Origin of the sequence: Croceicoccus esteveae, from assembly GCF_031846435.1 — a bacterium.
Taxonomy (GTDB): domain Bacteria; phylum Pseudomonadota; class Alphaproteobacteria; order Sphingomonadales; family Sphingomonadaceae; genus Croceicoccus; species Croceicoccus esteveae.
On the sequence record NZ_JAVRHS010000014.1, the window covers coordinates 1 to 21653 of the forward strand.

Below are 21653 nucleotides of genomic sequence, written 5' to 3' on the forward strand. Positions count from 1 at the left end.
CGCACCACTGTCGACCTTGACGGTTCGGATGATGACAACAATGCCAACACCCCCGTCACCATCGACGCGGATGATGGCGATTTCCTCTTCACCGATGATGCGGGCACTGCCAGCTATACGATCATCCAGAATTTCGAGGAAGGCGATGCCATTCAGGTTTCGGACGACTTCGAAGCAACCTTCACCACGGCCGCTGGCGATCCCAACAGCTTGGAAATCACGTTCAACAACGATGGTGTGGTCAGTCAGATCATTCTTGAAGATGTGGTCGGTGATGATGCAGGCTTCATATTTGACGAAGCAACCGCGGAAGCAGCGGTTGGCTTTGACTTCTTCTCCAACGCAATGGCTGCAGCTGATCAGTCCGTCGCGTAACCAGTTTCAAGAGGGGTATTTTAAATGGCACGAGTAATTCTCGAAGAAGAGGGTGAAGACATCACCGTCGGCGGCAATGACATCAATGTCATTGGCACCAATGGCGATGATGAGGTGATCACGGTCCTTAGCGGCAATGTCACACTTGATTCGTCTTTTGCAGCCGGTGGCGACACCGTTGAACTGGCCGGCGAAGCCGAAACCTATTCGGCCCGCATTTCCGGCTCGCGCGTCATCCTGACGAGCAGCACTGGCACCACGATCAGCATTCCCGTCAGCCCGAACGGCATCACTGTCGATTTCGGCGGTGACGATTCCCGGGTGCTGAAGGTGGATACGGACACCAACACTGTTGTGTTTGGTGACCAGACGCTCACCAGCGGTCAGGACAATGATCTTGACGCCGGCAATGATGATGCCGGCACGCTGATCACGGCACTGAACGCTCTTGCCGGGGCAGAAGACGCGCGTCAGGAGTTCCTTGACGAGAACGAGTTTGCCGATGGCGCTGCTGTTACAACAAACCTGGAGGATGCGCAGACTGCTCTCCAGAATGATGTTGTTGCCGACGGCGGCAAGTCGCTGGAACGTCTCCAGGCCGATGTGCAGGCTGAACAGGCCGACGTCGATGCGCTGAACACCCAGATCAATGGTGTTGATGGCCTTCGTGGCGCGATCAACGATCTGGAACGTGCCGAGGCCAGTGTCGAGGCAGCAGAAGCTGTGCAGACACAGGCAGCAGCCGAACTGGCTGCGGCCGTTGCGCGTTATGAAACGCTCAACAAGAAGGACATCGCTGTCAACAATGATGGCACCGTTGATCTTCTCGACACGGATGGCAACGTCCAGAGCAATCTGATCATTCGTACTCCTGAGGATCAGCTGGTTTACGCTCCCGGCGTCAATCCTGCCGACGCGGGTAATCAGGGTCTTGCCACGCTTCTCAACGAGACGCGGGACAACCAAGTCGCTGACAATAATCTCAATGACGCCAATAGCGATGTTAATGACGCCAATAACGCCATCAACGCCATTGCTGGCGGACGGGTTCTCTACGAAGATCTGCAGGATGCGCAGGACGAGGTCGATGCCGCGCAGGCACAGGTCGACAATCGCCTTGAGCTGCAGCAGAATGTCGAAGACGCTCGGGATCTTGTCGATGAGTACAACGATCTCGACACCGATGTGACGGATGCGCAGGCCACGTTGACCGGACTTGGCTACCAGCAGCCCGTACGGCTTGACGACGGCGATGATGAGACGGCCACGAATGGCAATGACGTTTACATCTTCAATCCCGAAGACGGCACCGATGTCACCATCGACGATTTCGGCAATGAGGGCGACGATGTGATCTTCGTCAACGGCGAAAGCTACACCGTCGTGCAGCTTGCTGCTGATGCCGATCTGAACAACACCAGCCAGGGCGATCGCAACACGCTCGAAGTGTTCGTGCAGCAGGACGGCGACAACACCGTTCTCTACTTCGAAGACGAGACATTTGCCGGCAACACCACCAACAACAGCTTCCAGGGCTCATCCCTGACGCTGGAAGATGTTGATGCAGGCAGTGTGAGCCTCGACACGAACGGTCTGATCACCGTTGACGATGTCAACATGGCATAATGCAAACAGGAGCAAGGGTGCCATGCGCCTCTGCTGCTTGAAATTGCCCCCGGTCCTTTACAGGATCGGGGGTTTTTCATTGCCCGTCATCCATCGCCTGCCGTAATCGCGAGGGCGTGGTTTCAATTGACTTGAACCGGCCACAGCAGGCATAGCGCAGGCGTGCCAGGCACCCGATCCATGACCCATCCTGCAATGCAGCGGGCGCTCGCATGGGTGCTGCGGCCCCATGTCGCACTTGCCTTCATCCTTGCGCTTTGCTGCCTCACCGGCGCGGCCGGGCTGCTGCTGCAACAATCGATTGCTTACCCGGCCACGCCGGATATCCTGCCGGGATCTGCCAACCCTTCCGGCACGCTGGCGACCGGCGTGCCTTCGGTCGATGAACTTGCACCCGACCATGTGCGCACGCTGTCGCCACAGACCGCGCGGACGATCAATCTGCAACAGCCAGTCACCGCAATCGACAATCCGCCAGCAGCCTCCTTTCGCCTCGCCTTTGCCGCACCTGCTGAACGCAGCCGCTCGCTCGACTGCCTGTCGTCTGCAGTCTATTACGAAGCAGGCATGGAAAGCGATGCAGGGCAGCGCGCCGTGGCGCAGGTCGTGCTCAATCGCGTGCGTCACCCGGCTTACCCCAACAGCGTGTGTGCAGTCGTCTATCAAGGGGCCGAGCGCGCCACCGGCTGCCAGTTTACCTTCACCTGCGACGGATCGCTGGCACGGGCACCATCGCCTGCGGGGTGGAGCCGTGCCCGCCAAATTGCGGAACAGGTGCTGGCGGGTGCGGTCTATGCACCCGTTGGCTATTCAACGAACTATCATGCCGATTACGTGGTGCCATACTGGAGCGGGAGCCTGCTCAAGACTGCCACGATTGGCGCGCATATCTTTTACCGTGCGCCCGGCCGCTCCGGCCGACCCGGCGCTTTTGCCGCGCAATATGCCGGAATTGAGCCTGCCATCGGGGCTGTTATCGCACCCGTCAGCGAACAGGAAGGACCGCACACGATGCTGACTGCCGTCGCCCCGCCCGATACGCTGGCGCTGCCACCTGCGCCGCGGGACGTTGCAGAGGACCAGGCACGCGCGCTGGATCGCTTTGCGGTGCTGGATTACAAGGCCCGGCACGATGCGGCTCTTCCGGCGGCCCGGACGCGGCATGATGTGCAGGTAGACGCGGCAGTAGGGCTGGCGCTGCAGCAGGGCCGCAGACAGGCGCGATCTGCCGCCAGCACCGAAATTGGCTTGCCATGAAACTGCGCCTTGTCTTTGCCGCAGGTTTCGCGCTCGCGCTGGGTGCCTGCAAGACACCGCAGATGCCTGCTTATTACGTCTCGCGGGATTCCTTGTATTATCTGCAGCAAATGCCGCCGGCAGCTGTGTCGCTGGCTCCGTTCAGCGGCGGTGCGGCCACGCTGGGCGCATCGACCGGCACCGACATCCTCTCCGCCTGCTCCCTGGCGGCAAGGGATCAGTCAAACATGCCGCTTGCCCCTGCCTCTTACATACAGACTGCTCTGGCCGAAGAGCTTATTGCAGCAGGGCGTTATGCACCGGATGCAGGCGATGTGCGCCTTGCAGGACAGGTGCAGACCCTGTCGTTAAGCAGGGGTGTGTCTTTTGGAGGCGAATGGACAATCGGTTTGCGGCTGACATCCTCCAACGGAGCGCAGATGCAGGTGGAGGAAGAATATCGCTTTGACATCGGCGCATTTGCCGGCCCCACGGTATGCAATCGCGCCATCCGTCATTTTGAGCCAGCAGTGCGCAGCATGCTGGAAAAAGCGATCCGTTCACCTGAATTCACGCAGCTGCTGGCAGCGCGTGAATAACTGAAGGCCACATGCAGGATCGTGTCAGTTCCTGCTGCACCTGAAAGACAAACAAAGATAATCAGCGCAGCTTGTTGCGCTGAAGCTTGCCCGAAGCGGTGCGGGGCAGGGCAACAAGCGCGGTCACATCGTGTGGCACGGCGTAGGCAGGCACCTGCCCGGCGATGTGGCTTAAAATATCGTCCGGCATGGTATCACCGGTCAGCACGACGAACAGGCGCGGCACTTCGCCAAGCACCGGATCGTACATGCCGATACAGGCAGCCTCCGTCACCTGTGCATGCGTTTGAGCTGCTGTTTCGACCATGACGGGAGAAAGTTTTTCGCCGCCGACATTGATTTGATCGTCAGCCCGTCCGGTCAGGTAAAGGTAGCTATCGGCATCAACCCAGCCTTCATCGCGGGTATCGAGCCAGCCTTGCGCATCAATGCGATTGGCGGTGAGTGCGCCATCGTTCCAATAGCCGGAAGCGACATGCGGGCCGCGCAGATGGACGATGCCGCCTGCACCTGTGCGGGCAGGGGTGCCATCCTCCTGCCGCACGACCAGTTCGACCCCTGGGCTGATGCGCCCGACGCTCTCCAGCGGATCGCTGCTGTCCAACCGCAGGAAAGTGCTGCGCGATGCTTCTGTCAGGCCGTAATGCATCCACAGGCGCACGCCGGGCAAGGCATCGCACAAGGCTCGCTTTGCTGCTGCGGACATGGGCGCGCTGCCCAGTTCCAGATAGCGGAGCGCTGGTGCATAGGCCGCCAGATCTCCTTGTGCCGCAGTCTGCAGCAGGGCAAGTCCGACCGGCACGCAGGACAGTCCTGTTGCGCCCGCCTGCAGCGCCGCCAGCGCTGCGCCGGGAAAATGCAACCCCGGCATAAGCTGCAGCGCGCCACCTGCAATCAGCACGGATCGTATGCGCCCAAGCCCGAAGGAATGGGTTAGCGGCACCGTTACCACTTCGCGGTCATTCGGTCCGTTGCCGATTACGCCAGCGATCATTGCGGCAGATGCGGCGATATTGGCATGGGTCAGCATGACCCCCTTGGGCTCGCCGGTGGTGCCGCTTGAGAACACCAGTTCGGCAAGCGCATCAGCCTTGGCCAGCGGGGCGGCCGGACCAGGCGGCAAATCCATGAAAAGCACAGCGTCGATGTCGGGCACCTGCCTGCCACCGGTGCGCAGCGTCAGTTGTGTCAATGCCGCTGCCGATTGAGCAGGATCATAGGGTACAGCAACGCCGCCTGCCCAAAGCGTGCCCAGATATGCAATGACAGCGGCATGGTCGCCGGCAGCCATGGGCAGCATTATCCGGTCTGCGCCCGCAATGCCCTGTTCCAGCAGATGGCCTGCAAACCCGCGTATCAGCTTCAGGAGCGCACCATAAGACACGCTGTTTGCGCCCATTTTGTCAGCAATCAGGAGCGCTGGTGCGGCGGGGTTTTGCTCGGCCTGTCTGCGGATTGCCTCAAGGATGGTTGTGCCGCTCATCGGCGGGCAAAGATCTGCTTTGCAGGAGCGCCGAAAATGATTGCATAGGGCTCGACCTTGCCGGTCACCACGCTGCCGACGCCGATTACCGCGCCCTTGCCGATCACGCACCCGTCCACCAGCACCGAATGCGCGCCGATCAGGACATCGCTGCCGATGGTAATGCCCTTGTCCTTGTAGCCCTGCTTGTGGATCAGTCGATCACGCTGGCCATATTCACGTGTGGTGCCAATGATCGCGACATGCGATCCGGTGCGGACATCATTGCCGACAATGACATCGGCATTGCCTGCCGCAATGTGGTTGAAGCTGCTGATCCGGCAGTTGTGGCCGAACATCACTTTGCCGCCACTGGTCTGGATGATGGTGTAGGGCTTGACCACTGCTCCTTTGCCAAAAGTGATATCGCCGCCCAGCTGCACTCTGGAAGATCGGCTGACCAGCGCGCCATGACGCATATACCACCACACAGAGGCGAAGATGCGTGGCACCATGTAACGCGCGGCAGTCCGCCGCCAGGCGGGCAGGCGAGCGTCAGGGCCACCAGCTGCTGCCATCAGCTTTCGTTCTGCTTTTGCCCGATAAAATGCGCCATTGCGTCAAGTGTATCGAAGTTTTCCGGGCTGAGCTCCATGGGTTTCACTGCGATATGGAACTTTTCCTCGATGGCCGGGACCAGCTCCATCATTGCCATGGAATCGAGCACGCCTGCATCAAACAGGGATGCATCCTTGGCAACGTCCTCCTGCTTTTCAGCGGGGCGAAGATCTGCAAGAATATCTCGCAAGTCGGTAAGCGTGCTCATCTTCCTGTCTCCTTAAGCTGCGTTACCCCCATTGATTGTCCTCAATTTATCAGCCCCAAGCCACAAAGCTCAAGTCACAAAGCTCGGGCCACAAAAGCTCAGGCCAGCAACGTCTTTCGCGCCAGCACCCACAACGGCAGCACGGTCAAAAGCCCCCCTGCCGCCACTCCAAGCAGCAGCCCTGTCAGACCGAATGTCGCACCTGTCGCCCCGCCAAGAGTAGCCAACAGGATCCACAACAGCCCCAGACCGTTCAACCGCCCGATCTGTGCCCGCGTTCCACATGCCGTCACGACCGAGCGGGTGACGGCGTAAAGCAGTTTCACCATGCCATTGGCGCAGCCGGCCAGCACCAGCGGGCCAGTGATGCGATAGGCATCCGAAGTGATCCACCCCACGATCGGCGGTGCAAGCGCCACCGCACATCCCGCTGCCACGGCTGCCAGTGCAGTCACGATCAGGGCTTCTTTGTGCACCAGTGCGCGCCGGCGTTGCGGGTCGGGTTCGTTCGCCAGCAATGGGGTGAGCGCAAAACCCGCCGCCTGATTCAGCAAGCGGAAGGGAAACATCACGGTGGACGACAGCACTGCAAACAAAGCCAGATCGGTCAGATCGAGCACGATGGGAATCAGCAGTCGCTCCATCTGCAGCATTGCTGTGCCCACTGTGGCAATGCCGACCAGGGCTGCAGCCTGCGGCCAGTCGACAGGTGCTCCTGTATGCTCCGGCTGCCGTTCGCGCAGCAGCATCCGCCAACCGATCAGTGCCCGCAGCAGATTGCCGGCGGCAAACAGCGCCAATGGCGCCAGAGCGGATGAGAAAGGAACGACCAGCCCCACAAGACCGATGGCAAGGATGATCCAGTTGGCACCGGTGGTGTAAGGCACCGCGCTTGCCGTTCGTCCGCTTGCGCGCAGCACGCCGGCCACCATCACGCTCATCCCGCCGGCAGCGATCGCGGCCATGGTCATTGCAGCTTCTGCGGCCAGCAGCCCCCCGCTCCAGAAGGTTACAACCGCCACGAGCGAACCAAGCGCCACCCCGGATGCAGCGATCAACCCCGCTAACCGCCAGCCAACCGCCAGACGCATCCGCAGCACCAGCTGGTCCAGCCCGGCAGGGGCGACCAGCGAGAACAGGTTGAACAGCGCCACTCCCAACGCAAAGCGGCCAAATGCCTCGATCGGCATGGTGCGGGCAAGCAGCAGCGTGCCGATCGCGAATAGCGCGCCCGACGCTGCAAACATGCCGGCGGACAGTACCATCGGGGCACGGGCAGCCTGCCTGATCCGGACAAGCCGGTTGGGAAAGAAGGAAAAATCGCTCAAGCTGCATGATCTGCCGAGCAGGAGGCAACGCCCCGCGTCGTTGCCGCCGTTTTGGCCGGCCGGCGGTCCGCGCGCATGATGACAGGATTGCCGAAGCGGCGGGTCAGCCCAATGTTTTTGCCGACAGCCTCCACCCATCGCAAGGGCCATGCGCCATGGCCAATACGGTGCAGCGCCATGGGCAGGAGCCATTCGCCGCAATATGCGGTCTGATCAAATGCGCAGCGGCCAAAGGCGCCGGCGATCTCGCGTTTGCGAAAGCGGCGAAACGGGCGGGCATCCCGTTCTACCATCTGTTTCAGCGGCAGCAGGGCAGATACAGCAACGGTGCTTTCCAAGGCAGGGAAATCGACAATGACGGAATTTGCCGCCACCCGGCACAGTTCGCTGATGAACTTTTGCCAGTCATGGACATGGGCAAGCATCCGCACCGCAATGACAGTATCAAACGCTTTATCGGGAAACGGCAGGTTCACAAGCGAGCCCTGAACAAAATGCGCCTTGCCGATCTTGTGCGGTTCGTCGAGCGGCGCGCTGCCCAGAACCGTGACTGTGTGGCCTGCAAGCTGCAGCCAGGGCGCAAGCTGTCCATGGCCACCGCCGACATCGAGGATGGTGATTGCGCGCTTGTCCGCCAGTGCTGTACCAACCAGCGCGTTCTGCCGCGCCAGAAACCGTTCGCCGGCCTGCCCGGCAAAGCGGCGCGCATAATCCCGGCTTGAACTGACCAAATCGGGGCGGTCGTCAGGTGTTTTGCCAGATATTGGACCGGATGCAGGATCGGGCAGTGAAGTTGCGTGCTGCGTCATCACAGCAGCCCGGCAGCACGATAGCCTGCAACCATCCGGCCCAGCCCTTCCTCCAGCCCGACACGCGGTTCGTAGCCGAGCCGCTGGCGTGCATGCGCGTTTGAAAAGGCACGGTTGTGCTTGAAGAATGTGAGGCGGCGGCGATGCAGAATTGGCTCCACCCCTAACCATCCGCTGACTGTCTCGCTCACTTTGGCCAGCCATTCCACCGGTCTGTAGGGCACCTGGATCATCGGCGGCGGGACATCGATCATGGCAGCAGCCGCGGCGATATAGCGGTGCAGCGGCAGATATTCCGGTCCGGCAAGGATAAAGGTTTGGCCATCGATGTCCGGTGTTGTCAGGGCGCGGGTGAACCCATCTGTAAGATCATCGATAAACACTGGATGAAAATTGGCGTTCCCTGCACCGATCTGCACAAAGACGCGGCGCTTGAGCATCCGGAACAGCTTGAGCATGCGCAGGTCGCCCACGCCATAGATGGCTGCAGGCCGGATCACGACCACTTCCATGCCGCCCTGTCCCGCCTGCGACCGGGCCAGCTGTTCGCCCATCAGCTTGGTGCGCTGGTAATTGTCACGCGGATCGAAAGGCGCATCCTCGTCCGCAGGCGTATCGGCAACAGAACCGTGCACCCCGGTGGTGGAGCAATGGACAAAACGACCGACGTCCGCTGCACGCGAGGCATCAAGCAGCCGTTCGGTGCCACCGACATTGATATTGACGAATTCTTCCCAGGAACCCTCGTTGCGGAACATGGCCGCAATATGGACAACGCCATCAGCGCCGGTCACGAGCCGCGCCAATGCATCCCTGTCGGCAAGATCTCCATGCACCACGGTAAAATCCGGCACATTGTTCCACTGTGCCATCGGCTGACGAAGGAGGCCGCGCACGCGATAACTATTGGCAAGCAGGCTGCGGCAAAGCGCTGCTCCCAGCGCGCTGGTCACGCCGGTCACTGCAATTGTGCCACCAGGTTCAAGCGCACTCATGTCTGGTCTTTCAATGGCCTGCCCCAAAGCCAGCTGGCAGCATCGCTGGCGAGCAGCGGCGCAGTCGACAGTTTCGTCGCCGACAAGGTCAGCACACCGGGCGTGCCGCCACAGGCACCATGATCGATCAGCAGGTCGGCCTGACGCAGCGTGCCGGGCGTGCCATTGTCCGGCAATTGCCCGGCGCGGACTTCCAGAATGGCGGCATCGGCCAGCGCGGGATAAGCCTTGATGACATCGCTGCAGAACAGGTCGAGATCAGCTGCGGCAGGCTGCACCGGTCTATCGCCTGCCTCACATGCCGCATAACCGGTGCCAGCCAGGGTGCGGCCGCCTTCCTCACGCAGGAACAGGCTGCGTCCGCGCCCGGCCACCGGCGAGACGGCCAGCATTTTGTTGGCTGCCAGAGTATCTGTGGGCATGGATCGATCGAACAGCACGTTCCAGCCAAGGGTACAGGATGAAGGGACCTGCACGCCAGGATCGATCCGTCGGGCGAGTGTCTGACCGGCGCTGCCGGCGCATAACAGCATGGCAGTCGCCTCCACGACATCGCCATCGGCCAGTTGCACTGCGGCCATACGTCCGTTGTGGCGCGTGATGGCGCAGGTGTCCACGCCTTCGCGCATGCTGCCGCCTTGTGCCCGGATTGTATCAGCCAGCTCCTGCATGAGCGCGGTGGGATCGGCGATGCTCCATTCCCGCCATTCGGCCGCCCCGGTCAGCCCGGCCGCCGCGACATCCCAGCGGTCCAGCACTTCGGCCCGCGAGCGCAGGCGCCCCTCAAGCGCGATCGACCCTGGTTCAAGCTGCGTCAATGCTCTATCCAGCGCAAACGCGGCGCGCATTGCCGTGCGTGACCGCAGGCTGCGCGTGTAAAGCGGCATGGTGCATACCAAGGGCCGCACATGGCGCGGATGATGCCTTGCCCACCATCCCTGCGCCCGACGCGCACGGCGCCAGCCTTGCAGATCCAGCGATTGCAACGAACGCAGACCGCCATGCACGACATTGAGGCTGGCACAGCTTGCACCCCTGCCGATCGCTCCACGCTCCAGCACGATCGGGCGGCGGCCGTATTCAAGTGCCCGGATCGCCATCAGCAGTCCCACTATCCCGCCGCCAAGGATTGCAACATCTTCATTCACCTGACCCCCTCGGCGCTGGACAGCTTGCGCGTCTGTGGCGCCTCGTCCGCAACAGCATCGCGCCTGGTTTGCGGTTGGCTATGGATGTGTTTCACCCGGTAAGTGGAACCCTTGGGCAAGCGCGTGAACAGCACGATTTCGGCAATCAGGCCAACAGAAGCAATCTGCAGGCCCAGCACGATCAGCAGCACGGCCAGCAGCAGCGCGGGGCGATCAGCGAGTCCGACACCGGCAAACCGCTGGACCACCAGCACCACGGCCATCAACAGTCCGGCCAGTATCAGCGCCGCGCCGACTGCACCAAACAGCCGGAATGGCTTGGTCAGGAACCGCACGAGAAAGCTGACCGACAGCGCGTCGAGCACGCCTTCGAAATAGCGGCGCGGGCCATGCGCGGGCCGGTCGTGATCTGCCCGCGTGCGTGGCAGTTCGACTTGGAGCACGGTAAAGCCGGCAAACTCTGCCAGCGTGCCAAGATAATTGACCTGGTTGTCCTGCAGCGTCACGGTTTCGAGCACTTCGCGTCGTCCGGCCCTTACCAGGCAGCCAAAATCATCGAATTGGGAGCCTGCCAGACGGCCCAACCCCCGAAATCCGGCTGAGCGCAAGCGGTTAATCCAGCGATCCCCCGCCTTGGTGCGTGCGCACACGGCAAGATCAGCAGTATCAAGAGCGGCCACGACATCAGGCAGACTGGCCGGCTCGATCTGGTGGTAGCTTGGCAGCAACAGCAAAAGATCGTGCTGCGCCATCCGCACGCCTTCGCGCAGCCGCGCTGCATCGCCGAACCGCGCCGGCAGATCGAGGACGCGCACATCCATTTGCTCCAGCAGATCAAGCTCATCAGAGGTATCACGGTTGTCTGAGGAAATGACGATGATGATCTCATGTCTGCGATCGGCAAATCCGCGCCGTATATCGCGCACCAGCTGCGGCAGCGGATCACACCGGCTTCCCACGGTCACGACCACGCTCAGCGGCGGCGCAGTGTTCATGCCGCACCTGCCTGCTTACGGCGCGCATTGCTGTGCGGGCGTGCACCAATGGCGGAAAAGCTGGTCACACGCGGCTCACCGGCGGCAAACAGGAAGCCTGCCAGTGACCATATGGTAAGGAACCCCGCCATGGAAAACAGCAGCACGGCAATCGACCATGGCACTGTCGGCTCTGCCTCGCCAAAGCCCACGGCGATCGCCACGGACCCCAGCAACAGGCAAAGCCCGATAGATGGCAGAAGCCAGGTCAACGGCCGCCGGGCGTAACGCAGCAGGAAATGGATGGAAAGGATGTCGAAAGCCACCTTGTGGATGCGCCCAAAACCATATTTGGATTGGCCAAATCGGCGCGGATGATGACGCACTTCTACCTGTGCGATGCGCGCACCTGCCAGCTGCGACAGCGCAGGAATGAAACGGTGCATTTCGCCATGCAGCGGCAGTGACTGGATAAGATCGCGGCGATAGGCTTTCAGCGAGCAACCTGAATCGCGGACCTGCACGCCAAGGACCAGATTGATGATGCGATTGGCAATCCGGCTGACCCAGACCCGCTTGCCTTCATCCTGCCGCTGCCGCCGCCATCCTGCGACAATGTCATGATCATCTTCAAGCACCGTCAGCAGCTGCGGAATATCGCGCGGATCGTTTTGCAAATCGCCGTCCATGGTGACGATCTTGTGCCCCCGTGCGTGATCAATACCCGCTGCCATGGCTGCTGTCTGGCCAAAATTGCGGGATAATTCCACGATCCGGACACGGGCGTCACGAGTGGTGAGCTGCACAAGCCGGGCAAGCGTATCATCGGCGCTGCCATCGTCCACGAATATGAATTCGAAGGTGCAGGGATCGTCATCAAGTGCTTCACAAAGCGCCTGGTACAAAGGCACGACGTTATCGGCTTCGTTGTAAAGGGGCACAACTACCGAAATTTCGGATTGATCCGGTATCCGCCTTGCTGTTGCCTGCGCCCGATGCCCCATACTCGACTCCAATAGGCTCAGCATACCACCATTGCTTGATTTCAATAAGTATCGATTAATATCTGTTTGGTTCCAGTAATTTATAGGCATCCAGCAATCTTCGGGCAAAAGCTGCGGCACTGAACTGCGTTTCCGCTTTTGTTCGCGCCGCCCTGCCAAGCAGAGCGGCTTGGGCAGGATCGTGCTGGAGCCTGACCAGCGCCGATGCCAGGTCAGAGGCACCGGGTGGAACAAGTACTGCCATGCTGTTGTCGAGCACCTGATCGTGAGAGCGGATCGCCGTTGCAACAATGGGTCGCCCGGATGCCATGTAAGCATAGATCTTCATGGGTGTGTTCACTCCACTGCGGCGTGGTGACAGCAGGATGTCTGCCTGTGCCAGAAGATGAGGAAGATGTTCTAATGGCATCGGCCCTGCCAGCGTCACCCGGTCAGCGATGCCGGCAGCTGTGGCGCGGCTCTGCGCCTGTGTTCGATGCACATCGGTTCCCCCGACCACCACCAGCTGCACGCGGCTGTCGTCTGGTAGCAGCGCCATGGCAGCGATGGCATCGTCCACGCCTTGATAGGGTTCCAGATTGCCGACATAGAGGGCAAGCACTGCCCGGTCCGGCAATGCTGCCCGCAAATTGGCCACATGCGTCGGGCGCGGGCCCGATGGCGCCGGCACGGCAATGTCAGGCAGGACGTGGATCGGCTTGCCCGGCGCCATTCTGGCAGCAGCCTCTGCAATCGCCGGACAGACAGGCAGCAGCAAGTCTGCGCCGCGCGCCGCCATCTGTTCCAGAGGGCGGAGCCAGGCTGCGGCGTTGCCTTTCCATCCGCCTGCCTCCATCATCTGGTCGACCAGCAAGGAATCCATGTCCCAGACAAGCCGGAACCGGGAAAACCGCCGTGCGGCAAGTGCCGGGAAAACCGCTTCTTCCACTGCATGCACCACATCATACCGCTTGCGGTTAATCAGCCGCCAGGCAGCCCAGCTCAGCTGAACGTCGCAGGCCAGCTTGGCGAGGGAAAAGCCGACCGGTACCGGTCCGATCCCCGGCGGTCGCGCACTGCGGATGATGTGAACACCGGGAATTGCAATGTCAGCCCCTTCGTGCAGCACCAGCAGATCCACATCGTGCCCCGCTGCGCCCAGCACGGTTGCTGCGGCCCGCACGGCGATGGGTGTGCCGCGTTCGGTAAAGAAGGGCTGTGGCGCGATCATCAGGATTTTCACAGAACCGCGTTTCCTGAGCGGGAGTGCCATTGAAAGCGCCCCTGAACATGCAGGGATTTCAGCGTATTCATCCGGCGACCGTATGGCCGGCTGTTGTCCGGCTGTTGCAGCGCGCGCAGGACAGCAGTGGCCGTTCCGTGAACAGATGGCTCCACCTCCACGATCTGACCAAAGCTGCCGATGCGGGTTGCATCGCCGGGCAGCGGCAGCGCATCGGTGCCGCGCAGCACGCAGCGGCCGGCAGCGGCAGCGGCGCGCAGCAACGGCTCTGGCCACAGGCGGGGCCGGGTGGGCACGTCGCCTACGGGCAGGTGGGGGTGGTCATCCAGCAGACGTGCAATCTGGCGGCGGCGTATGCCTGTCCATTTGCCAAAGCCCCAGGGTAGCACGGCCAGCACTCCCTGGTCCTGTGCCCAGCGCAGCACCTCTGCAACATCGGTGCCGTCGGCCGGCGCATCAAGCGTGCCGTGCAGCAGCACTTCCAGGCGCTGCGATGTCACCACCTGCCGCCCGGCAATCACGATGAGGTCAAGGCAGGAGGTGGTAATGCACAAGGCGTGTGCGCCGTCCAGCTGACGTACCTGCGACCCATCCGACATCAACGCCTGCGTCGCGCAGAACCCGTGCGGGCTGCCGATTTCCGTCAGCAGCAGCGCGCCTGCATCGACCGGCTCGCCTGCCGTCGTCAGCATCTGGCGGGCAATGGCTTCCCAATCCGGCATGGCGTTTCCATGCAGATGGACATGAGCATCCACAGCCAGGGTTTGCTTGCGCTGCATCATTTGCCAAGCGCCTGCGTCACTGTTGCACAGCCCGGCATGCGGGCAGGCGCATGGCTCCAGCGGTAAAGGCGAAATCCGGGCGGGGCGGGCAGGCGCATGGTCAACCGCTCCACCGTCTGTGCAGCAGCGTCGCTAACGGCAAAAGTGCGCCATTTGCTTTGCGGCACCAATATTGCGCCATGACGGGTGCAGCGGATCAGCAGCTCCAGACTGTCGGGCCGGCCGACGCGCGGCAAGCCTGTGCGCTGATCCACGGGGAAGAAGCTGCCGGGTGGGTCGCCGTCACTTCTGAAGGACAGCTGCGGTGCGCGCAGATGCCGGGCCGTTCGCATGACATCTGCCGACACCAGCAGGGCATCGTGTGGCACGGTCGCGCGCAGGGCATCGCTGCCTGTTGACCAAGGTGGATCATCGGGTTCGGCAAGCAGGATGGCAGGATTGTGAAGGACAGGGCCAACGCTGCGCAATGTTGCAGCAAGTGTGGTGGCAAGCGCCGGATTGGGCAGGAGAATGGCCATCGCGGATATGGCGAGACCGGATATGAAGAGACCGGATATGACAAAACCGGCCATGGTGAAGGGCGCTGTTGCCACATCTTGTGTGCCGCGTTCGGCGTGGATCCGTTCTGCCATTATGCGCAAGGCGGCAGCCAGCGCTCTTAATGCCACAACGCTGCCCATGGCCCACAAGGCAAACAGGAATGGCAGGACATGCAACAGATAGCGCGCGGTTTTCATGCTGCCCAGCGACTGCACCACAAAGGTGGTGGCAAACAGCAGCACGCATAAAATGGTCACGCGGGGCCAGCACCACAACGCTGCCAGCGTCAGGAACCCGGTCAATGGCCACAGCACTGGCCAGCTGGCCAGCAGTGCATCGAAATAGAAGCGCAGATTGGACCGGTTTGCCTCGGCCCAGCCATCGCTTGTCTGCAGCATCGGCCACAGTGCAACAACACTCGCCAGCCCCACAACCAGCATGAGTATCAGCGCTGTTACGACCCACCAGCGGCGTTGTTTCTGCCAGAGCCATGCCCGCACAGAGGGTCTGAGCAGCACCTCGCCCATGACAAAGCCAGCGAACGCCGCCACGACAACGACTGATGTAACCTGAAAATGAATGGCCAGGATCGCCAGCACCAATGCGCCCAACCCTCTTGGCACAGCCTGCCGCAAAGGGCGGTGCAGTGCGTCATGCCCCACCAGCACCATGCCCAGCACGCACAGCTGTTGCGCTGTATAGAAGCGGGCAAACTGGCTGTATTCCACTGACAATGCATCGAGAGTGAGCAGCGCTGCGGCGATAATGGCAGCGGCCCTGCCGGCAGTGCGGTCGACCAGCAGGAACAGCAGTGCCGGGCAGACAGCACCAGCCAGCAGCGCCGGCAAACGGGCCAACGCCACGCTGCCCATGCCATTCATGCCATCCATGCGGTACAATCCGGCAACTGCGGCGGTGTAAAGCCAGCCCCGGTCATAATGGCCATCGATCAGCGCCGTCCCGCGGCCTTGCGCCATCGCCTGGCCGGCCAGAACGTGAAACAGCTCATCGGTAAAAACAGGCGCGAGATGGCTGGTAAAAACACGCACGCAAAGCGCCACGCCGGCAAGGATCAAGACCCAGTGCCAACGTGACAAACGATGGTTGTGACCAGAAATGTGCATCGACATATTCCCCCCACCCACAATGCTCATTAGCATTTGTCAGGTATCATGCCCGTGCGCGGCTTCCCTGCTGCCAAGGCAGGCAGCGCCGTCATGAGGCAAAATTATCATCGGCAAGTGCCCGCGCCTTGGCAACGCCCGCAGCAATTATCCTGTCGGACTGATGGGCATCGGCAATGAGCGCGCAGATGCGGTCAGTGGTGGCAACAGAATCATGCACAAGTTCGGCAGGATCAAGCAGCCATCCGGTGTTTTCCAGGCCCAGCAGGCGATACAATCCTTCGAATTTGCCCTGATAGACAAAGCTGATGGCTGCGGTTCCTGTACTCAGCGCCAGGATCGCTGCGTGCATCCGGCTTGTGACAATGGCATCCAGCCTGCCCAGCACGGCCTTGGTCGCGCAAGGCGGCGAAGGCGGCAGCATGGCCACATGCTCGCGTTGGGCAGGGGTCAGATGGGCAATCGCCATGTCGAGCAATGATGCATCGGTTGTCTTGCCCCGGTTGTCGTGCGGCACCAGCAGCAGCGCATGCTCGCTCGCCAGCAGGCGGTCGACAAGGCGGCGATGCGCCGCGGCAAAGCCGGGATGTGCCGCCTCGATCAGAAAATTGATATTGAGGCCGATGGTTCGGCGCCCGGTTTTTGCCTGCCGTTCGATAAACGCCAGCGCCACACGCGCGGCATCATGGCCAAGGTCGGACTTGATCAGAAAGGCAAGATCGGCCGTCTGGCGGATCGGCCGTCCGGTGGCTGTGGCAAGCCTGTTGTATGACACAGGGTCGCGCGCGCAGATGACGATATCGCGGTGCAAGGACCGCAGCCGTTCAACCGCGACAGGGTCGGGGTGCAGGCCGAAGCTTGACCCCAGCACAGTCGTTTCGCCGCCGATGCCGGCATGTTCGTGCAGCAAGGTGAGGCGGCGCGTGATTGATCCAGGATTGTACACACCATCGATGCAATCGGCCCCGATCAGCACGCTTCTGGAAAATGCCCCCAACCGGCGCACGCCGCGTGCCAATACCCGCCGGCTCTGACCAAAGAACCAGGCGTTGAGGTCCAGCCATTCGTCAATGTCCGACAGCGCCTCCCAGCCACCGGGCGAGGCAAGCGCTATATGCGCAAATCCGCGCTCGCGCAGCGCTGCGCATGTGGCGTTGATCATGGCTGCATCCCCGACACTGCCGGCAGCGGCAGGCGGGATGATCAGCGCAGCTTTTGCCCCCTTGCCGTTGCGCAGGTCACGGGCAGCGTGCAGCCGCGCCCATACCAGGGCACCGCCAATCAGACGTTCACGCATATCGGTCATGACACATGCTCTGTCCTGGCCCGTTGTTTTTCCGGTCTGGTCACAATGCCCAGATCCGCAAAACAGCGGGCCAGATCGTCTGTTACGCGTGTCCAGGAAAACGCAGCCATGTCGACACGCGCGCATGGGGCTGCCTGCCGCAGGCGGTCTGCAAACCGGTCAATGTCCGCAGTTTCAATCGCGTTGCTGAACAAATGCACCCATGGCGACCCCAGCGCGGTTCTGAGTTCCGGCATGGCTCCCTGGTCCGGCACCAGCACGGGTCGGTTGCGCGACAAGGCATGAATGGCCGCGCCGCTGTTCAGGATCTTGCGATAGGGAAGGACAATGCCATGCGCGCGGTCAATGGCGGCTTCCAGTTCCTTGTCATCGATCGCCTCTTCCCGAAGGTCGAGTGTAATGCAGGCAGACTCTGATGCAGCCCGGGCAAGCGCTTGCGCATAGGAAAGATCGCGAATTTTCCCCAGCACTGTCAGATGGAGTTTGCCGGAGGCAGCTTTTGCCGCCTCAATCAGCAGGTCCAGCCCCTTGTAGGGCCTCACAAGCCCGAATGTCAGCAGGCGGCACGGCTCTTCGGGAGCAAGAGGCGGGATGGCCGATACAGCTACGAAACCCTGGTAGGAGCCATGCACCGTCACCATTTCGTGGGTCCGGCCAGCAACCGGGTTTTCCTGCCGGACCATGCTTCTTGATGTTTGCGACAGATAGACAATGCCATCAAGCAAACGAAAGAACATCCATCGGAGCAACCGGTTGCCGCGCCCTTCATGCGGCACGGCATTATGCGCCACCCAGATGATCTTGAGGCCGTAAAGTCGCTTGGCAAGCGCAAGGTGGAGCAATGCCTTGAACGCATGACCCTTGTTGCAATGCGCGTTGAGAAAATATGGCCAGTGAAAGATCACTCCATCAAAATCCCTCAACTCTGTGAAGTGGTGGGGAATAATTGCCGTTGTTGCGCCGGTGGCCCGGACTGCTGCGGCAAAGGAGTTGATGAAAGCATTGAACTGGCTTGAACAGACATCAAGACCAATTCTGGGCTGGAGTGACATAGTCGTGCTCAGATCCAACTTCGTTCGGCGCGGAAGCATGCGCTGCCATAGCTGCCGCCGAATGGCTGGTCGAGACACGTATTGTAGGCAGGTTAAACAAGTGTAACGCAAGGCCGCTGATGCTGGCAATATTATATCACGGATGCTGGACAATGCTGACAATAAGGTGCAGCAATTCTGCCAATTGCAGTGCACGATTTGGGGGTAATGAAATGCGCAGAACGATCGCCATGGCTCTTGCTTCCACGCTGGCGCTGGTCAGCCTTCCGCAGCTTGCCGCTGCACAGGGCCGGTCTTCGGCAAGACAGCAGCAGGATCGCGGCCAGGCTGAAATCCCGCGATGCCAGCGCAATCTGGGCACTGTCGCCATCATCGAGCCTGACAACAAATGGTGGCGCGAGTTCCAGTTGGGCAGTCCCGAAGCGATCCTGAAGATCTTTGTGCAGAAATCAGGCTGTTTCTCGTTGGTCAATCGTGGCCGTTCGCTCGACAACCGGGCGCTGGAACGCGCGCTGGCCGAAAATGGCGAATTGCAGGCCGGGTCCAATGTGGGCGGCGGCCAGGTGCGCACCGCAGATTACTTCCTGCAGCCTGATATTGTGTCGTCGAACAACAATTCAGGCGGCGGCGGGATTGGCGGAATGCTTGGCGGACTGGTCGGCGGTACGGTCGGCAGGCTGGCCAGCGGCCTCAATGTCCGGAAGAAGGAAGCCAACGTCACGCTGTCGGCAGTGAATGCCCGCACCACCGTGGAAGAAGCGCTGACCGAAGGCTATGCCCGCAAACAGGATCTGTCGTTCGGCGGCAGCGGTTTTGCCGGAGGGTTGTTCAGCGGTTATGGCGGGGCGGAGGTGTCCGGATACCAGAACACCGACATTGGACAGGTGATCGTGCTGGCCTATCTTGATGCATACATAAGGCTGGTCAATGATCTTGGCGGCTTGCCGACCAATGCTTCTGCCGCCGCGCTGCAGGCCACCACGCCCTGATGGCCTGACCATCCGATAGCCTGACCACCTGCCGGTTAGGTCTGCCAGTAATCAGGGCACAGCGCCGCCTGGTTGCTGGGCAAGTCGGGCAATTTCATCAGTGATGATGGCAATTCTGCGCCGCCAGTCGGGATGGTCGTGGCTTGGGAACAGCTTGCGGTTTCTGGGGCCGACATGGCTCCACAGGCGAACCGCCGCTGCAGGATCGAAGCCGGCACGATAAAGCAGATGCACGCTTAACCGATCCGCCTCGATTTCAGTCTGCCGGACCTGCTTGCCGGACCGGCCGATGGCATCAAGGCGGGCAGGGTGGCCAAGGATATTATGGGCAAGCTCATGGGCGAGCACGGCGGCAAGTTCACTGTCATCCCTGACAATTGTGGAAATGGCTGTAGTGACAATGATGTTGCTGCCATCAGCGTAGGCGTTGAGCTTGGCTGAAGGATTCAGATATACACGACTGGAACACCCTGCCTGCGCCATGACAGGAATGGTCAGGACTGCATCGCCTCGTGCAATGGTCATGCTGACCTCGCCATCTGCAAAAGCGGTGTCGAGGCGGCCTTCCATCTCCTCGACCAACTCTGCCGAACCGATGGCTTCAGACTGACTGTCGGATGCGAAAGGCAGGAGGGATTGTCCGTCCACAGCCAGCACACGGTCGCCCGAACGCAAGCCGGCCCGCTGCGCCGAACTGTCCGCTGCCACGCTGAGCACGACGGGATCTGCGGCAAGGCCGAATAACTGCTGGGCAGCAGCGCGATATTTGCCGCGGTATTGCGAAAGATGATGGATGGCAAAGCCGGGCAGAAAAGTCCGGGTGCTGCAAGAGGCCGAGCTGCCCGTTGCCAGACGGTAGGCCAAGGTGGCGATCCGCTGGTCCAGCATGGCAATCCCCTGCAACGCCTGCTGCTCGCGATTTGTTGCAATATCGGGCGTGGTCAAGATGGGACTGGCAGATGCGGGAGCAACAAGCAGTGGCACCATCAGCAGCATGGGTGCCAGAATAGCCAGCGCCAGCCCAAGCTTGCGCCAATAATCACGATGGTGCTGACGATATTGTTTTGAGAGATATTGTTTCGGACGAAGAGCCGGTGTCATTCTTGGCCTGCTGCTGCTGCCGCAACACCATAGCAGCAGCAGACCGCTTGCCTACACCCGGATGCTGTTCCTTTTCGCCGCCACTCGCGCCGCGTCTACCGCACAATGCATGCCCAGCCACACAGATCATTTGCAATTGCGATTGGTTATCATTAGCGGTGGGTGAGGAGATCAACATGCATCAGGCAATTTCCGCATCAACAGTTTTCATCAAGATGTTTCGCCGGTGGTCGGCCGCAGACGACTTGGAAACGTGCCGGACCACGGCGATGAGAGCGGTTTGCCAGGATCTGGGTTGCACAGGCATCGGGTGTGCCGATATTGCGGCAGTCGCTTGTGCCAGCCTGTTTGAACTGGTCGAGGCGCATATCGGCAGAAGATTGACGCCGGAGTGTTGTTGTAGCCTGGCATGTTCTACTGATGAAGCAGCTTTGCTGATGCTCCTGCATTATGCGCAGAACCCGCATGATCGATCGGCGGGACAAGCCAAATCGCATGATTTGTCCGCTGCCATAGGCTGGGCGGCTTGGGCCGTCCGCCGGGAGTTGGGCATCGGCATGGATAGAAGCAGGGACATCTGGCCGGCCGCCGAATTGAACTACGCGGAACGGAGCAAGCAACTCATGGTCGGCCCATTTCGTGCAAACCGCGGGCACTACCCTGCACAACACATGAGCGCAGTGGCCAATGCAAAATGAGCGTTTTGATATCTCTGAAGCAGGAAGCCTGCAAAAACATGGTTTTTCGGCGGCAGAAGATATGTTTCTTCGGGATGCGCAGCAGCGGAATGGTGTGCTTTGAAGAACTGCCTCCGATCGAGACAATGAAACGGCATTCTGGCCGCCCGCCTGAAGCAAGCGACCTGTCATCAACATAGCCGCTTAAACTATGAGCTATCGGCGGGTTCCGGCGCTGGAGCTATGCCAAAAATCTGGGACGCAGTGTCGGTCACACTATCCGCCAGGCTTCCGGCGGACAGCGGCCACTTCGGCATCGCCAACGTTCGTTCCGCAGCGGGCGGAAAAAGAAGCCTTGTTGAAAGGCTCCTGTCCGATGGCTTTCTAAACCCGGCCCATACTGCCGCCGCCAGATATCCAGCTCAAATTTACCCACGCCGGTTAGCTTTCTTGTGACGAAAAGTTACCAATCCAAGCG

Annotated in this window: 21 protein-coding genes; 6 read left to right on the plus strand and 15 right to left on the minus strand. The window is 60.8% G+C overall.

What is annotated here, in order from left to right; translation table 11 throughout:
* The 4 genes from RM533_RS12375 to RM533_RS12390 all read left to right on the plus strand — a co-directional run.
* The coding region (locus tag RM533_RS12375; protein WP_311341538.1) for a hypothetical protein at nt 1-375 on the plus strand (375 nt) is incomplete at its 5' end.
* A gap of 24 nt (nt 376-399) precedes the next feature.
* Nucleotides 400-2001: a hypothetical protein gene (locus tag RM533_RS12380; protein WP_311341539.1), complete on the plus strand. Its 1602-nt coding sequence runs from the start codon at nt 400-402 to the stop codon at nt 1999-2001.
* A gap of 180 nt (nt 2002-2181) precedes the next feature.
* Entirely contained in the window at nt 2182-3258 is a 1077-nt protein-coding gene (locus tag RM533_RS12385; protein WP_311341540.1) for a cell wall hydrolase, read from the plus strand.
* A complete protein-coding gene (locus RM533_RS12390) occupies nt 3255-3836 on the plus strand; it encodes a hypothetical protein (protein WP_311341541.1) in 582 nt (193 codons plus the stop codon). Before RM533_RS12385 ends, RM533_RS12390 begins: the two co-directional genes overlap by 4 nt.
* A gap of 61 nt (nt 3837-3897) precedes the next feature.
* On the opposite strand, the gene RM533_RS12395 is transcribed toward RM533_RS12390, so the two are convergent.
* The 14 genes from RM533_RS12395 to RM533_RS12460 form a co-directional block, all read right to left on the minus strand.
* Nucleotides 3898-5319, minus strand: coding sequence for a class I adenylate-forming enzyme family protein (locus tag RM533_RS12395; RefSeq protein WP_311341542.1), 1422 nt, complete (start codon nt 5317-5319; stop codon nt 3898-3900).
* A complete protein-coding gene (locus RM533_RS12400) occupies nt 5316-5876 on the minus strand; it encodes an acyltransferase (RefSeq protein WP_311341543.1) in 561 nt (186 codons plus the stop codon). The genes RM533_RS12395 and RM533_RS12400 overlap by 4 nt, the downstream gene beginning before the upstream one ends.
* Complete coding sequence (locus tag RM533_RS12405; protein ID WP_311341544.1) at nt 5876-6124, minus strand: phosphopantetheine-binding protein; 249 nt, start codon at nt 6122-6124, stop codon at nt 5876-5878. The genes RM533_RS12400 and RM533_RS12405 overlap by 1 nt, the downstream gene beginning before the upstream one ends.
* Before the next feature lie 98 nt (nt 6125-6222).
* The gene (locus tag RM533_RS12410) at nt 6223-7452 is read right to left on the minus strand and encodes a polysaccharide biosynthesis protein (RefSeq protein WP_311341545.1); all 1230 of its coding nucleotides are present in this window, start codon (nt 7450-7452) and stop codon (nt 6223-6225) included.
* Nucleotides 7449-8261: a class I SAM-dependent methyltransferase gene (locus RM533_RS12415; protein ID WP_311341546.1), complete on the minus strand. Its 813-nt coding sequence runs from the start codon at nt 8259-8261 to the stop codon at nt 7449-7451. Before RM533_RS12415 ends, RM533_RS12410 begins: the two co-directional genes overlap by 4 nt.
* Nucleotides 8261-9256 (minus strand): NAD-dependent epimerase/dehydratase family protein, encoded by a 996-nt coding sequence (locus tag RM533_RS12420; RefSeq protein WP_311341547.1) that lies wholly within the window; start codon nt 9254-9256, stop codon nt 8261-8263. Before RM533_RS12420 ends, RM533_RS12415 begins: the two co-directional genes overlap by 1 nt.
* Nucleotides 9253-10404, minus strand: coding sequence for an NAD(P)/FAD-dependent oxidoreductase (locus RM533_RS12425; protein WP_311341548.1), 1152 nt, complete (start codon nt 10402-10404; stop codon nt 9253-9255). The genes RM533_RS12420 and RM533_RS12425 overlap by 4 nt, the downstream gene beginning before the upstream one ends.
* Nucleotides 10401-11399, minus strand: coding sequence for a glycosyltransferase family 2 protein (locus tag RM533_RS12430; RefSeq protein ID WP_311341549.1), 999 nt, complete (start codon nt 11397-11399; stop codon nt 10401-10403). The genes RM533_RS12425 and RM533_RS12430 overlap by 4 nt, the downstream gene beginning before the upstream one ends.
* Nucleotides 11396-12319 (minus strand): glycosyltransferase family 2 protein, encoded by a 924-nt coding sequence (locus RM533_RS12435; protein WP_432265076.1) that lies wholly within the window; start codon nt 12317-12319, stop codon nt 11396-11398. Before RM533_RS12435 ends, RM533_RS12430 begins: the two co-directional genes overlap by 4 nt.
* A gap of 118 nt (nt 12320-12437) precedes the next feature.
* Nucleotides 12438-13604 carry a glycosyltransferase family 4 protein gene (locus RM533_RS12440; RefSeq protein WP_311341551.1) on the minus strand — a complete coding sequence of 389 codons (1167 nt, stop codon included), beginning with the start codon at nt 13602-13604 and terminating at the stop codon, nt 12438-12440.
* Nucleotides 13601-14386, minus strand: coding sequence for a hypothetical protein (locus RM533_RS12445; protein WP_311341552.1), 786 nt, complete (start codon nt 14384-14386; stop codon nt 13601-13603). Before RM533_RS12445 ends, RM533_RS12440 begins: the two co-directional genes overlap by 4 nt.
* On the minus strand, nt 14383-15975 hold the full coding sequence (locus RM533_RS12450) for a glycosyltransferase family 39 protein (RefSeq protein ID WP_311341553.1): 1593 nt from the start codon (nt 15973-15975) through the stop codon (nt 14383-14385). The genes RM533_RS12445 and RM533_RS12450 overlap by 4 nt, the downstream gene beginning before the upstream one ends.
* Before the next feature lie 166 nt (nt 15976-16141).
* Entirely contained in the window at nt 16142-17356 is a 1215-nt protein-coding gene (locus RM533_RS12455; RefSeq protein WP_311341554.1) for a polysaccharide pyruvyl transferase family protein, read from the minus strand.
* Nucleotides 17353-18408: a glycosyltransferase family protein gene (locus tag RM533_RS12460; RefSeq protein ID WP_311341555.1), complete on the minus strand. Its 1056-nt coding sequence runs from the start codon at nt 18406-18408 to the stop codon at nt 17353-17355. Before RM533_RS12460 ends, RM533_RS12455 begins: the two co-directional genes overlap by 4 nt.
* 212 nt (nt 18409-18620) lie before the next feature.
* Here RM533_RS12460 and RM533_RS12465 point away from each other — a divergent pair, with 212 nt between their 5' ends.
* Complete coding sequence (locus RM533_RS12465; protein WP_311341556.1) at nt 18621-19397, plus strand: CsgG/HfaB family protein; 777 nt, start codon at nt 18621-18623, stop codon at nt 19395-19397.
* Between the two features lie 51 nt (nt 19398-19448).
* Here RM533_RS12465 and RM533_RS12470 read toward each other — a convergent pair whose 3' ends face one another.
* The gene (locus RM533_RS12470) at nt 19449-20498 is read right to left on the minus strand and encodes a M48 family metalloprotease (RefSeq protein WP_311341557.1); all 1050 of its coding nucleotides are present in this window, start codon (nt 20496-20498) and stop codon (nt 19449-19451) included.
* Between the two features lie 158 nt (nt 20499-20656).
* Here RM533_RS12470 and RM533_RS12475 point away from each other — a divergent pair, with 158 nt between their 5' ends.
* Nucleotides 20657-21196, plus strand: a complete 540-nt coding sequence (locus tag RM533_RS12475) for a hypothetical protein (RefSeq protein WP_311341558.1) — start codon at nt 20657-20659, stop codon at nt 21194-21196.
* The last annotated feature ends 457 nt before the right edge of the window (nt 21197-21653 follow it).